Raw genomic sequence first — 13,979 nt, 5'->3', positions numbered from 1 at the left:
CAATGTCGGAACATTGATCCATATGCTGTTAAAGATTCGTCCGCGTCGTACCCGCAGCCTGCTGCTGGCATTGTCGTGCCTGTGCGCGGCGCCGGTGAATGGCGCGGACGAGACTTCCTTCTTCGAAAATCTGCCGGTGGTGCTCACCGTGTCGCGCCTGCCGCAGGCCATGCAGGACACCCCGGGCGCGGTCACGGTGATCGACGAGTCGCTGATCGCCGCCACCGGCTATCGCGATCTGGCGCGCCTGCTGCGCCTGGTGCCCGGCATGCAGGTCGGCCAGGAACGCGGCAACGACCAGTGGGTGACCTACCACGGTCTGGGGGCCGACTACCCCAACCAGATGCAGGTGCTGGTCGACGGCCGCTCGGTGTATTCGCCGTACTTCTTCGGCGGCGCGGACTGGGGCGCGCTGCCGGTGGCGCTGGAGGACATCGAGCGCATCGAGATCGTGCGCGGCTCGGATTCCGCGGCCTACGGCTCCAACGCCTTCCTGGGCGTGGTCAATATCCTCACCCGCCACACCGCCGCCGAACGCGGCAGTTCCGTCAGCGCGTCCCTGGGCGGCTCCGGCATCGCCGATGCCACCGCGCGCGCGGTGGGCCGCCACGGTCCGCTCGGCCTGCGCATCACCGCCCAGCAGGTGCGCGACCGCGGCATGGACGGCGTCAACGACCACCGCGAACTCGGCCTGCTCAACCTGCGCGCCGACCTGCGCCTGAATCCGGCCGATGAACTCACCGCCCATCTGGCCATCACCCGGGGGCGGCGCGCCATGGGCTATCCGGGCACCCTGTTCGACAGCGGCGGCGAACGCACCGCCCGGCACCACGACAGCAGCGTGCACCTGCGCTGGCGGCACGCGCCCAGCGACGACGAGGAATGGTCGCTGTCCTACTACCACAGCCGCGAACGCACGCGCGACGAATGGTTCGTCGATTCCAGCAGCAACATCGGCGTGCTGGCCGGCCGCCTGCCACCCACATGGATGGATTACCTGGCCGACGCCAAACTCATCCCGGTGGACAACAACCGCGACAGCCGGCGCGACAACCTGGAATTCCAGCACCACTTCCGCAGCAGCGAGGCCACGAAGATGCTGTGGGGCGCGGAACTGCGGCGCGACTGGCTGGACGCCCCCTTCCTGTTCCATGGGCAGAACGCACGCAGCCAGCGCGAATGGCGCGTGTTCACCAATCTCGAATGGCGGATCACTCCGCAATGGCTGAGCAACGCCGGCCTGATGGTGGAACACATCGAGGACGACCGCCTTCGCCTGGCTCCCCGTCTGTTCGTCAACTGGCAGCCCAGCGCCACGCAGACCTGGCGGCTGGGCTGGTCGCGCGCCTGGCGCCAGCCCTCGTTGTTCGAACGCGGCGCCGACGTGCGCATCGTGCACCAGGGCGAGGTGCTCAACTATCGCCACCTGCCCAATCCGGACATCCGCCCGCAGCGCATCGACGCGCTGGAAGTCGGTTTTCTCGGCCGCCTGGACACCCGCACCGGCGGGTCGGTCGACGTACGCCTGTTCCATGAGCGCATCCGCGACCTGGTGCAGCGCCGCGAAGCGCAACCTGACGGCTCGCTGTCCAATCCTCCGGCAGTCCAGGCGGTGCTGGGTTCCACGCGCTGGGAAAACCTCGACAGCCCGGTGCGCCTGACCGGCATCGAGTACCAACTGCGCGCGCAGCCCTGGCGCGACGGCGAACTGATCTTCAACCACACGATGATCCACGTATCGTCCAGCGAACGCGCGGTGCGCGACAGCGTGGCACCCTATTCCGCCAGCCTGACCTGGCTGCAGCGCCACGGCCCGTGGGAAGGCAGCCTGAGCGTGATGCGCATGGGCCCGATCGATGCCGGCTCCGGCTACGCCCAGGGCTTCCTCTACAAGGTGCCGGCCTACACCACGCTGGACGCCAGCCTGGGGCGTCAGCTGAACATCGCCGGCATCCCGGTCGAAGTCCGCCTGTCCGGCATCAACCTGCTCGGCCGCCATCAGGAACTGGCCTACCGCCCGCTGCAGTTCCTCGCCCGCGACAACCATCCGGTCACCCGCATCGGGCGGCAGATCCATCTTTCCGCACGCGCAACCTTCTGAAACAGACTCGCAGCCTGCCGCAACGCCTCCGCGATGCGGCGCCGGGAACGCCGTGCGGCAACGCACGTCAACAGCCCTGAGTTCGTCCCCACAGGAAAACGATCCATCATGCGCAAATTCTTTGCCGCCACCAGCTTCATCCTCGCTCTTGCCACCGGCGCGGCAAGCGGCCCAGTGATATCGGCCGCGCACGCCGAAGCCACGGCGCCATCCGCCGTCCAGGTCTCGCCCAACCGCTACGGTCTGCCGGATTTCGGCGATCTGGTCGAGCAGGTCGGTCCGGCGGTGGTGAACATCAGCGTCGTGCAGCGCAGCAGCGCGCAGAGCGACAACCCCTTCGCCAACGACCCGTTCTACGACTTCCTGCGCCGCTTCGGCGTGCCCGGACTGCCCAACCAGCCGGGCGGCAGCGGGCCGCGCATCAGCCGGGGCATCGGCTCCGGCTTCATCGTCAGCGCCGACGGCTACGTGCTGACCAATGCCCACGTGGTCGGCGAGGGTGAATCCGAGGTCACCGTGCGCCTGATCGACAAGCGCGAGTTCCGCGCCAAGGTGGTCGGCACCGACGCGCGCACCGACATCGCCCTGCTCAAGATCGACGCCACCGCCCTGCCGGCGGTACGCATCGGCAACGCCGAGAACGCCCGCGTGGGCGAATGGGTGGTGGCCATGGGCTCGCCCTTCGGCTTCGACAACACCGTGACCGCCGGCATCATCTCCGCCAAGGCGCGCCGCCTGCCGGACGAGAACTACGTGCCCTTCATCCAGACCGACGTAGCGATCAACCCGGGCAACTCGGGCGGGCCGCTGTTCAATCTGGCCGGCGAGGTGGTGGGCATCAACTCGCAGATCTATTCGCGCTCGGGCGGTTTCATGGGCATCTCCTTCGCCATTCCCATCGACGTGGCGATGAACATCAAGGACCAGTTGATCGAGCATGGCCGCGTACAGCGCGGCCGCCTGGGGGTCACCATCCAGGGCCTGGATACCGAACTGGCGCAATCCTTCGGCCTCGACAAGGCACGCGGCGCGCTGGTCTCCAACGTGGAACCGGGCAGCCCCGCCGAGCAGGCCGGCATCCGCACCGGCGACGTGGTGCTGGGTGTCGACGGCGCCGAGGTGCAGGATTCCGCCGACCTGCCGCGCATCATCGGCGAAAAGCGTCCGGGCACCCGCGTGCGTCTGCAGCTGTGGCGCGACGGGCGCACCCGCGACGTGACCGCCGTGCTCGGCGAAATGGGCGGAGAAACCCTGGCCCAGGGCGACCCGCAATCGCAGCAGGGCGAGGATGCCGGCGGCCGCCTCGGCCTCGCCGCGCGCGCACTCAGCCCGCAGGAGGCCCGCCAGCTCGACGTGCCGGGCGGTCTGGTGGTCGAGAATGCCAGCGGCCCGGCAGCGCAGGCCGGCCTTCAGCCGGGCGACGTGATCCTCGCGCTGAACAACCAGGCGGTGCGCTCGGTCGACCAGTTCCGCCAACTGCTGTCGCGCGCGGGCAACCGCTTCGCCCTGCTGGTCCAGCGCGGCGATGCGCGCATGTTCGTACCGGTGCGCATCGGCAACTGAGCAGCGCCCGCTGAAAAGACAAACCCCCGCCGGGCTCGCCGCCCGACGGGGGTTTTTGCTTGAACGGCCGGCTCAGACGCGGAAGCGGGATACTGATTCCTGCAGGCTGGCGGCCAGGCGTTCGAGTTCGCGCGCGGCCTCCACCGTCTCCTCGATGGCGTTGTTGTTCTCCCGCGCCATCGTGGCGATGGCCTCGATGTTCTCGGTCACCTGCTCGCTGGAACGGCGCTGCTCCTCCGTGGCCCCGGCAATGCGGTCCAGCCCCTCGCCCACCTCGCTCACCGACGCGTTCGCCGCGTCCAGCACCCCCGACACGTCGTCGGCCGCGCGGCGGCTCGAATCCAGGTGCCCCATGCCGCGCAGGATGGACTTCTGCACCGATTCCGACTGGTGGGTGATCTGCTTGGTGATCTCGTCGATCTCGCTCGCCGAGCGCGCCGACTTCTCGGCCAGCTTGCGCACCTCGTCGGCCACCACCGCGAAGCCGCGGCCCTGTTCGCCCGCGCGCGCCGCCTCGATCGCCGCATTGAGCGCCAGCAGGTTGGTCTGCTCGGCAATCTCGCGCACTTCCTGCGTCATCGTGGTGATCGACTTGGTCGAATCGACGAAGGCGGCTACCGAATCCGCCATGTGGCGCACCGCCTCCTGCACCTGATCGACTTCGTCGATCAGCTGGTTCAGGCTGCTCTTGCCTTCCTGCGAACGCACCAGGCTTTCCCGCGAGCGCTCGCGCACCTCCTCGGTGCTGGAGGCGATATGGGTGATGTTGCCCAGCATCTCCTCCACCGCGCCCGCCGCACTCACCGACTGGTCGTTCTGCTGATGCGAGCTTTCCGCCACCCGTGCGGCGCTCGCCGACAGGCCCCGCGCAGACTGCGCCACCGCTTCGGCCGAATGGCCGACCTGCTTCACCAGCCCGCCGATGGTCGACATCATCTGGTTGAAGGTCACCGCCGTCTGGCCGATCTCGTCCTTGCCGCGCACGTCGAGCCGGCGCGTCAGGTCGCCCTCGCCGCGCGCAATGTCGGACAGGCTCTCGGACAGATTGGACAGCGGACGGGTGACGAAGGAGCGGATGAACAGGACCACGAAACCGAGCAGCGGAATCGACACCACGATCGCGAACAGGAAGATCTGGTTGCGGAACTGGTCCACCGCCTCGTTCACCTTGTCCAGCGAGATGCGCATGCTCACCGCGCCGAGCACCGTTCCGGACGGGACCTGATGGCACAGCAGACAGTCCTTGCCCAGATAGTTGTCGGAGGCCAGTGAAGGCAGCACCACGCGCAGGTGCTCGCCGTACTGCGCGTTGTTCTCCACGCGGATCACCGGCTCGCCCCCGGCCAGCACGCTGGTCTCGTCCGCGTCGGTCGCCCGCTCGGCCGCATGGCCCGGCCCGAACAGGCGCGCGGTGGCCTCGCCACGCAACACCTTCAGGTCCCGTACCGCGGACAATTCCTTGATCTGGTCCAGGAACACGTCGCGCTGATCCACCGTCCCGGTGATCATCATGCCGGTCAACCCGGCCATGGTCATCTCGTTGATGGTACTGGCGAAATCCTTCGCCTGTTCGACCACGGTGTTCTTGCTCACCTGTGTCTCCCAGACGATCATCGTGTTCCACGCCAGGATCAGCATCAGCCAGATGGCCGCGGTCAAACGAAACCAGATCGGCAAATCGGCCAGTCTGCGCATGGCATTTCCCTCCCGCCGGCCGGTGGGCCAGTCATTCATATGAAGCTACGCTGACATTATCTACGACTTAAGCAATGTCTTTCTTTAGGGGTGTTGTTTCAGTGGCGTGACGGGGGCGGAAGCTACCGGTATATGTGGCTTTGCTGATAGACTCGGATGAACCTTTTTTCAGGCGGCATGGTCGGAGTTTCGTCCGGAGCTTCGTTGCCGCCGATTCATTCATCCAAGATAACCAGAGAGGTCGTTCCATGAAGAAATTCATCGCCTGCACCGTGCTGGGCGTGGCCGCGCTGTCGGTCGCCACCACCGCAGCCGCCCAATCGTCGATTGAAGACGCCATCAAGTTCCGCCAGGCCGGCTATGCATTCATGGCCTGGAACATGGGCAAGATCAAGGCCCAGGTGGTCGACGGCGCAGTGCCGTACAACAAGGATCAGGTTGCCGCCGCGGCCAACGCCATCGCCGCCATCGCCAATTCCGGCATGGGTGCGCTGTACCCGGCCGGCAGCGACCAGGGCACCGGCTACAATCCCACCCGGCTGAAGTCCGAGTTCTTCCAGAACATGCAGGAAGTCGGCCAGATCGCCACCAACTTCAACGCCGCCGCCAATGAACTGGCCAGCGTGGCCGCCGGTGGCGACCAGAACGCCATCAAGGCCGCCTTCGGCAAGGTTGGCGAAACCTGCAAGGCCTGTCACGACAAGTTCCGCGCTCCGCAACGCTGATCCGCCAGACTCAAAGCGGCATCCGGACGACACGACGGCCACCCTCGGGTGGCCGTTTTTTCGACTCCGCCGCATTCAGCGGTGCATGGGGCGGCTCACCAGGCCGGCACTTCCGCCGGAACAGGCAGCGGCGCGGGCGCAGGCAGCAGGCCACCGGCGGCGATCCAAGCGGCCAGCAGCCCGATGGCCAGCGAAACCACCAGCGCCGGCCAGCCACCGCCCCGCACATCCATGGCAACGGCCTCCGGGACTTCCTTCCAGCCGGTGATCATCGGCTTCACCAGGTTGTCCTTCTTCGCATGGAGGTAATAGAACAGCGCGCCGATGTGCACTGCCACCAGCAGTCCCATCCACAGCAGCATGTCGCGGTGAAGGCTGGTGATCCACGCCGCGGTGCCGCCGTCGATCAGGTTGCGCAGCGGGCCGCGGAAGGCGATGTCGTCGTCGGTGAACAAGCCGCTGACCGCCTGGAAGCCGAACAGGGCCAGCAGGGCCAGCACCGACAGCGCGCCCAGCGGATTGTGGCCGATGCCCTGCCACTGGCCGCGCAGGTAGGCGCGGATGGCGCCGGGGCCGCGCACGAACTGGGTGAAGCGCGCCGTGCTGGAGCCGAGGAAGCCCCAGGCCAGGCGGAAGGCGATCAGGCCGACCAGGATGATGCCCAGGCGCTTGTGGTGGATCATCATGTTGCCGCCGTTGATCCCGGTGAAGATGGCTGCCGAGACCACCACCACCATCGACCAGTGGAACAGGCGGACGGGCAGGTCCCAGACGCGGATGCGCTTGAGGTTCATGGTTTCTTCCCTGTATTGCGGTACGAAGAGGATGCGGGCATGCTGCCGATCGCCCGTACCGGCGGGGCGGAACGGGCGATCAGGGTTTTCCCTGATGACAGGAGTGTACTCCAGTCAAAACCCGCGAGGGACGGACCGGGCCGGAAAGCGGCCCGACCACGGCTCCGCCCGCGCGGGGCATGCGCTCGGATGGACGCTCAGACGGCGCTTCGGTTCCCCGCGCGTGCTGCGAGAAATTCGCGCAGGAAGCGCCCGGTATGCGAACCGGCCTGCCCGGCGACAAGTTCCGGCGGCCCCTGGACCACCACCCGGCCGCCGCCGTCACCGCCTTCCGGACCCATGTCGATGATCCAGTCCGCCTCGGCCATCAGGTCCAGGTCGTGCTCGATGACCAGCACCGTGTGGCCGGCGTCGGCCAGGCGCTGCAGCACGTGGATGAGTTTTTCCACGTCGGCCATGTGCAGGCCCACGGTGGGTTCGTCGAGCACGTACAGGGTGTGCTTTTCCGCCGGCAGCGGACGCCCGCCGGTGCTCGCAGACTCGCCCGCGCGGCCGCGCACCTTGGCCAGTTCGGCGACCAGCTTGATGCGCTGCGCCTCGCCGCCGGACAGCGTGGGGCTGGGCTGGCCCAGGGTCAGGTAGCCCAGGCCGACGTCGCGCAGCAGCTGCAGCGGGTGGGCGATGGACGGGTGGGCGGCGAAGAAATCCACCGCGTCTTCCACCGGCATCGCCAGCACCTCGGCGACGCTCTTGTCGCGCCAGCGCACCGCCAGGGTTTCCGGGTTGAAGCGCGCGCCGCCGCACACTTCGCAGGGCGTCTTCACGTCGGGCAGGAAGTTCATCTCCACGGTGATCTGCCCCTGGCCCTCGCAGGCCGGGCAGCGCCCTGCGCCGGTGTTGAAGGAGAAGCGCGAGGCGTTCCAGCCGCGCGTCTTGGCGTCGAAGGTTTCGGCGAACAGCTTGCGCACCGCGTCCCAGAAGCCGATGTAGGTGGCCGGGCAGGAGCGCGGGGTCTTGCCGATGGGGGTCTGGTCCACTTCCAGCACGCGGCCGACCTGCTGCCAGCCGTGGATTTTCCGGCAGCCGGAAAGGGCGGCGGAAGGCTTCGCCGTGCCCGCCTCCCCGGCCTTGCGCGCCCTGGCGCGGCCGACCGGGCTGGCCTCGCCGAGCAGGCGGGCCAGGTTGGCGTGCACCACGTCACGCGCCAGCGTGGATTTGCCCGAGCCGGACACCCCGGTGACCACCACCAGGCGGCCCAGCGGCAGGCGCACGGAAACATCGCGCAGGTTGTGCAGATCGGCGCCTTCCACCGCGATGCACGGATGGTCGTCCGCCACCGCGCGGCGCGTGCCCATCGGATGCGCCAGCGGTGCGCGCAGGTAACGCCCGGTGGCCGATTCGGGTGCGGCCATCAGGTCCTCCAGACGGCCTTCGGCGACCACCCGGCCGCCGCGCACGCCGGCGCCGGGGCCCAGGTCGATGACGTGGTCGGCGCGGCGGATGGTGTCTTCGTCGTGCTCCACCACCAGCAGGGTGTTGCCCCGGTCGCGCAGGGCTTCCAGGGTATCCAGCAGCATGCGGTTGTCGCGCGGGTGCAGGCCGATGGTGGGTTCGTCGAGGATGTAGCACACCCCGCGCAGGTTGGAGCCGAGCTGGGCGGCCAGACGGATGCGCTGCGCCTCGCCGCCGGAGAGCGTGGGCGCGGCGCGGTCCAGCGCCAGATAGCCCAGGCCGACCTGACCCAGGAAGGCCAGGCGGGCGCGGATTTCGCTGACCAGGTCGCGGGCGATCTCGGCTTCGCGCTGCGCGAGTTGCAGTTCGCCGAAGAAACCGGCGGCGCCATCCACCGACAGCGCGGCCAGTTCGTGCAGGCCGCGTTCGCGGAAGCGCACCGCGCGCGCCACCGGGTTGAGCCGCGCGCCGGCGCAGGCCGGGCAGGGGTCGTCGGTGGCGGCGTCCGCTTCACCCAGATCGAGGGCATCGGGGTCGTCCACCTTGGCGGCCAGCTTCAGCCCGATGCCGTAGCAGCTCGGGCACCAGCCGTGCTTGGCGTTGTAGGAGAACAGGCGCGGATCGGGTTCCGGGAAGCTGGTGCCGCAGCACGGGCAGGCGCGCAGCGTGGAAAAGGTGGTGGGCGTGGCGCCCAGCTTGCCCAGTTCCAGCACCTTCACCACGCCCTTGCCGTGTTCCAGCGCCTCGGCAAGCTGGGTGCGCAGCACGCTTTCCTGCGCCGTGCCGACCACGCTCATGCCCACCGGCAGGTCGATGTCGTGTTCCTTGTAGCGGTCCAGGCGCGGCCACTTGGCGGTGGGCAGGTAGCCGCCATCCACGCGCAGCTGGGTGTAGCCCTTGCCCTTGGCCCAGCGCGCCAGTTCGGTGTACAGGCCCTTGCGGTTCACCACCAGCGGGGCGAGCAGTTCGATGGAGCGCCCGTCGTAGTCGCGCAGGATCTGCGCGGCGATGGCCTCGAAACTCTGCGGCGTGACCGGCACGTCGCAGGTCGGGCAGTACTGCGTGCCCAGCTTGGTGTACAGCAGACGCAGGAAGGGGTGGATCTCGGTGAGCGTGGCCACCGTGCTCTTGCGCCCGCCCCGGCTGGTGCGCTGTTCGATGGCCACCGTGGGCGGGATGCCGAACAGGCCGTCCACGTCTGGCCGGCTGGAGGGCTGGACGAACTGGCGGGCGTAGGCGTTGAGGGATTCCAGGTAGCGACGCTGGCCCTCGCCGAACACGATGTCGAAGGCCAGCGTGGATTTGCCGGAGCCGGACAGGCCGGTGATCACGGTGAAGCGGTCGCGCGGGATCGCCAAACTGACGTTCTTCAGGTTGTGTTCGCGGGCGTGGCGGATTTCGATGGCCGGCGCGGCCACCGCGCGGTAGGTGGTGGGTGCCTCGGCAACGCCGGGCACGGCCTTGCCGCGCGTGTCTGCCAGCGCCGCCGCATAGTCGCGCAGCGCGGCGGCGGTATGCGAGCCGGCATGTTCGCGCACCACGGCCGGCGGGCCTTCGGCGACCAGCCGTCCGCCGTCCTCGCCGCCTTCCGGGCCCAGGTCGATCAGCCAGTCGGCGGCGGCGATCACGTCCAGATTGTGCTCGATGACCACCAGCGAGTGGCCGGCGGCCAGCAGGGTGTTGAAGGCGCCCAACAGGGTGGCGACGTCCTCGAAGTGCAGGCCGGTGGTGGGTTCGTCGAACAGGAACAGCAGACCGGGCGCGCCGGCTTCCGCCGCCTTGCGCCTGGCGCCCTTCTTCTGCGCGGCCTGGGCGAGGTGGCCGGCGAGCTTGAGGCGCTGGGCCTCGCCGCCGGACAGCGTGGGCACCGGCTGGCCGAGGCGCAGGTAGTCCAGGCCCACTTCCACCAGCGGCGCGAGCACGACCTGTACCTTGGGCTGGTCGGCAAAGAAATCCAGCGCCTCGCGCACGGTGAGTTCCAGCACGTCGGCCACCGATTTGCCGCGCCATTGCAGTTCGAGGATCTGCGGACGGTAGCGGCGGCCGTCGCAGTCCGGGCAGCGCAGCCAGACGTCGGAGAGGAACTGCATCTCCACGTGCTCGAAGCCCGAGCCGGTGCAGGTGGGGCAGCGCCCGTTGCCGGAGTTGAAGCTGAAGGTGCCGGGCGAGTAGCCGCGCTGCCTGGCTTCCGGCAGCGCGGCGAACAGGTTGCGGATGGCGTCCCAGGCGCCCACGTAGCTCACCGGGTTGGAGCGCGAGCTCTTGCCGATGGGCGACTGGTCCACCATCACCACGCCGGAGAGATGTTCCAGCCCGTCCAGCCCGTCGTGGGCGCCGGGCGCCTCGGTGCCCTCGCCGAAATGCTTGGCCAGCGCCGGGTAGAGGATGTCCTGGATCAGCGTGGATTTGCCCGAGCCGGACACCCCGGTGAGGCACACCAGGCGGCCGAGTGGAAAGCCCACGGTGATGCCGGCCAGGTTGTGCTGGCGCGCGCCGCGCAGGATCAGGCGCGGCGTGGCGGCATCGACCGCCCGCGCGGTGCCGCCGCCGGCGATGTGCTTGCGCCCGGCCAGCCACGGGCCGGTGACCGAGGCCGCGTCGGCGGCGATCTGCGCCGGGGTGCCGCGCGCCACGATGGTGCCGCCGCGCTCGCCGGGGCCGGGGCCGATTTCCAGCAGCTCGTCGGCGGCCAGCATGACCTGCGGGTCGTGCTCGACCACCACCAGGGTGTTGCCGGCGTCGCGCAGGCGGGTCATCACCCCGAGGATGCGGCCGATGTCGCGCGGGTGCAGGCCGATGGACGGTTCGTCGAGCACGAACAGGGTATTCACCAGCGAGGTGCCCAGCGCGGTGGTCAGGTTGATGCGCTGCACCTCGCCGCCGGACAGGGTGCGCGACTGGCGGTCCAGGGTGAGGTAGCCGAGGCCCACGTCGGTGAGATATTGCAGGCGGCCGCGGATCTCGCCGAGCACCAGTTCGGTGGCCTCATCCGCGCCGCTGCGCACTTCACGGCCGGGCAGGGCGAGCGTTTCCACCGCCTCGCGCACGCGGGAAATGGGCAGGGCGAACAACTGGTGGATCGCCAGGCCCTGCCCGCCGCCCACCGGCAGGCGCCACAGCAGGGCCTCGGGCTTCAAACGCGCGCCGTGGCAGGCCGGGCATTCGGTGTAGCTGCGGTAGCGCGACAGCAGCACCCGGATGTGCATCTTGTAGGCCTTGCTCTCCAGCCAGTCGAAGAAGTGGCGCACGCCGTACCATTTGCGCGGCCAGGAGGCTTCCCAGCTCTTCCATTCCGGGTCGCCTTCCAGTACCCACTGGCGGTGCTCTGCCGGCAGGTTGCGGAAGGGGATGTTCATGGCCACGCCGTACTTCCTGGCCATCTTCGCCATGTCGTCCTGGCATTCGCGGAAGGACGGGCTTTGCCAGGGCTTCACCGCGCCCTCGCCCAGGGTCTTGGATTCGTCCGGGATCACCAAGCCGAAATCCACCCCGATGACCCGGCCGAAGCCCCGGCAGGTGTCGCAGGCGCCGATCGGCGAGTTGAACGAAAACAGCCCCGGCGTGGGTTCGGCGTAGTGGATGTCGCAGTCCGCGCAGTGCAGGTCGTCGGAATAGCGCCAGACGGTTTCCTCGCCCTCGCCCAGGGCGTGCACGGACAGGCGGCCCTTGCCCATGCGCAGCGCGGTTTCCAGCGCTTCGAGCAGGCGGGCGCGTTCGGCGTTGCCGGCGCGCAGGCGGTCCTGCACCACCAGCAGGGTGTCGTCCCGGCGGGCATGGATGCGGGTGTAGCCCTGGCGCTCCAGCAGCGCGGCGATTTCCGCTTCATCGAAATTGGCCGGCACCGGCACGGGAAAGGCGATCACCAGGCGCGGATCGCCGGCCGCCGCCGCGCGCGCGACGACGCTGTCGGCGATGCTGTCCGGCGTGTCGCGCGCCACCCGCGCGCCGCAGCCCCGGCAGTGCAGGTGCGCGGCACGCGCGTAGAGCAGCTTGAAGTGGTCGGCCAGCTCGGTCATGGTGCCGACCGTGGAGCGCGAGGTGCGCACCGGGTTGGTCTGGTCGATGGCAATGGCCGGCGGCACGCCTTCGATGCGGTCCACGCGCGGACGGTCCTGGCGGTCGAGGAACTGGCGCGCGTAGGGCGAGAAGGTTTCCACGTAGCGCCGCTGGCCCTCGGCGTACAGGGTGTCGAACACCAGCGAGGACTTGCCCGAGCCGGACACCCCGGTGACCACCAGGATCCGGTTGAGCGGAATGTCGAGATCGAGGTGGCGCAGATTGTTCTGGCTGGCGCCGCGAATGCGGATCCGGTCGGACGGCGGGGTGGACATGGCGGCGGGAGCGCGGACGACGCGCGGGGATGGATCAGTGGCCGATTATCCTAGAAACGGCAGTTGGATGCGTCGGCCAGTGCTGTGATAGGGGGCGCGGACGCTCTCGCGCCGGACTACTCGGCACGCGCCTCGATCTCCGGCGCCGCGCCGGCCGGCGCGCCTTCGCGGACCGCCTGGATGGCGTCGCGGCCGGCTTCGCGCAGGCGCTGGGCGGCGTCCAGGATGCGGCGCGCGGCTTCCTCGGTGGCTTCCTTGGCGTCGCGGTGGCGCTGGGCATCGCTTTCCCCCGCGCTCGCCGGACCGGCTGCGGCGGATTCATCGCCGGCCTGCGTATCTTCGCCTGTCGCCGCATCGTCCGTGGTCTGCCCGCCTTCTCCTTCATGCTCCGGCTCGGCGGGCGTCGGCGGAATGATGCGTTCGACGACCGGGGCAGGCGCCTGCGTTTCGACCGCTGCCGGGGGAACCGGCAGTTCCGCTTCGGCGGGCGGGGGTTCGGCACCGCAGGCGGTCAATCCGACGACAAGGACGGCCGCGAGGCGGGACGCATGGGGCTTCATGCTGGGAGACTCCTGTAGGGGAATGGAACGAATCGGTCTTTTCACGAAAGCTACCGCCTTCGAGCGCGATTTCAAGTTCGCGTGCCACGGATTTGCACGATGTTGCGAATCGGTGTTGCGAATGGGTCCCGCCAAAAAGCAAGGGGCCCGCATGCGGGCCCCCGGAGAATCGTCGCGTACGGCTTACTTGACGCGGTTCTTGTACTCGTCGGTACGGGTGTCGATTTCGATCTTGTCGCCGATTTCCACGAAGGCCGGCACCATCAGCTCGAAACCGGTGCCGATCTTGGCGGGCTTGAGCACCTTGCCGGAGGTGTCGCCCTTGACGGCCGGTTCGGTATAGGTGACTTCGCGCACCACCGAGTTGGGCAGTTCCACGGAGATGGCCTTGCCGTTGTAGAACACCACTTCGCAGGCCAGGCCGTCTTCCAGGTACTTGAGCGCGTCGGTCATGTTCTCGTCTTCGACCTCGTACTGCTCGTACTCGGCGTCCATGAACACGTACATCGGATCGGCGAAGTAGGAATAGGTGACTTCCTTGCGTTCGAGCTGGACGACTTCGAACTTGTCGTCGGCCTTGTACACCGACTCGGACGGCGCGCCGGTCAGCAGGTTCTTGAGCTTCATCTTGACGACCGCGGCATTGCGGCCGGATTTGTTGTATTCGGCCTTCTGCACCACGAGCGGTTCGTTGCCGACCATGATGACGTTGCCGGAGCGGAGTTCCTGAGCGGTTTTCATGCGGAGTCCTGGAGTCT

8 protein-coding genes are annotated in these 13,979 nt (G+C 68.5%); 3 read left to right on the top strand and 5 right to left on the bottom strand.

Annotated features, from left to right (window positions below; all coding sequences use genetic code 11):
• Positions 1-22 precede the first annotated feature (22 nt).
• Positions 23-2,101, top strand: coding sequence for a TonB-dependent receptor plug domain-containing protein (locus E6C76_RS10775; protein WP_136348258.1), 2,079 nt, complete (start codon positions 23-25; stop codon positions 2,099-2,101).
• A gap of 108 nt (positions 2,102-2,209) precedes the next feature.
• On the top strand, positions 2,210-3,664 hold the full coding sequence (locus tag E6C76_RS10770) for a DegQ family serine endoprotease (RefSeq protein WP_136348257.1): 1,455 nt from the start codon (positions 2,210-2,212) through the stop codon (positions 3,662-3,664).
• 72 nt (positions 3,665-3,736) lie between these two features.
• Here E6C76_RS10770 and E6C76_RS10765 read toward each other — a convergent pair whose 3' ends face one another.
• On the bottom strand, positions 3,737-5,359 hold the full coding sequence (locus E6C76_RS10765; protein ID WP_136348256.1) for a methyl-accepting chemotaxis protein: 1,623 nt from the start codon (positions 5,357-5,359) through the stop codon (positions 3,737-3,739).
• 248 nt (positions 5,360-5,607) lie between these two features.
• Between E6C76_RS10765 and E6C76_RS10760 the strand changes: the two genes are divergently transcribed.
• Positions 5,608-6,084 (top strand): c-type cytochrome, encoded by a 477-nt coding sequence (locus tag E6C76_RS10760; RefSeq protein WP_136348255.1) that lies wholly within the window; start codon positions 5,608-5,610, stop codon positions 6,082-6,084.
• Positions 6,085-6,179: 95 nt separating this feature from the next.
• Here E6C76_RS10760 and E6C76_RS10755 read toward each other — a convergent pair whose 3' ends face one another.
• The 4 genes from E6C76_RS10755 to efp all read right to left on the bottom strand — a co-directional run bounded on the left by E6C76_RS10755 (position 6,180) and on the right by efp (position 13,962).
• On the bottom strand, positions 6,180-6,878 hold the full coding sequence (locus tag E6C76_RS10755; protein ID WP_136348254.1) for a cytochrome b/b6 domain-containing protein: 699 nt from the start codon (positions 6,876-6,878) through the stop codon (positions 6,180-6,182).
• Positions 6,879-7,075: 197 nt separating this feature from the next.
• Entirely contained in the window at positions 7,076-12,661 is a 5,586-nt protein-coding gene (gene uvrA / locus E6C76_RS10750; RefSeq protein ID WP_136348253.1) for an excinuclease ABC subunit UvrA, read from the bottom strand.
• A 116-nt stretch (positions 12,662-12,777) separates the two neighbouring features.
• On the bottom strand, positions 12,778-13,221 hold the full coding sequence (locus E6C76_RS10745; RefSeq protein WP_136348252.1) for a hypothetical protein: 444 nt from the start codon (positions 13,219-13,221) through the stop codon (positions 12,778-12,780).
• Positions 13,222-13,404: 183 nt separating this feature from the next.
• Positions 13,405-13,962, bottom strand: coding sequence for an elongation factor P (gene efp, locus E6C76_RS10740; protein WP_136348251.1), 558 nt, complete (start codon positions 13,960-13,962; stop codon positions 13,405-13,407).
• Positions 13,963-13,979 lie beyond the last annotated feature (17 nt).

The organism is Pseudothauera nasutitermitis (genome assembly GCF_004801295.1).
In the GTDB taxonomy this organism is placed as follows: Bacteria; Pseudomonadota; Gammaproteobacteria; order Burkholderiales; family Rhodocyclaceae; genus Pseudothauera; species Pseudothauera nasutitermitis.
This window is presented reverse-complemented; position numbering and strand designations above follow the sequence as displayed.

Excerpts from the sequence above, each read along its gene's own strand:
- E6C76_RS10745 (WP_136348252.1), bottom strand. The coding sequence starts at position 13,221 with ATGAAGCCCCATGCGTCCCGCCTCGCGGCCGTCCTTGTCGTCGGATTG.
- E6C76_RS10765 (WP_136348256.1), bottom strand. The coding sequence starts at position 5,359 with ATGCGCAGACTGGCCGATTTGCCGATCTGGTTTCGTTTGACCGCGGCC.
- E6C76_RS10760 (WP_136348255.1), top strand. The coding sequence starts at position 5,608 with ATGAAGAAATTCATCGCCTGCACCGTGCTGGGCGTGGCCGCGCTGTCG.
- efp (WP_136348251.1), bottom strand. The coding sequence starts at position 13,962 with ATGAAAACCGCTCAGGAACTCCGCTCCGGCAACGTCATCATGGTCGGC.
- E6C76_RS10770 (WP_136348257.1), top strand. The coding sequence starts at position 2,210 with ATGCGCAAATTCTTTGCCGCCACCAGCTTCATCCTCGCTCTTGCCACC.
- E6C76_RS10775 (WP_136348258.1), top strand. The coding sequence starts at position 23 with ATGCTGTTAAAGATTCGTCCGCGTCGTACCCGCAGCCTGCTGCTGGCA.
- E6C76_RS10755 (WP_136348254.1), bottom strand. The coding sequence starts at position 6,878 with ATGAACCTCAAGCGCATCCGCGTCTGGGACCTGCCCGTCCGCCTGTTC.
- uvrA (WP_136348253.1), bottom strand. The coding sequence starts at position 12,661 with ATGTCCACCCCGCCGTCCGACCGGATCCGCATTCGCGGCGCCAGCCAG.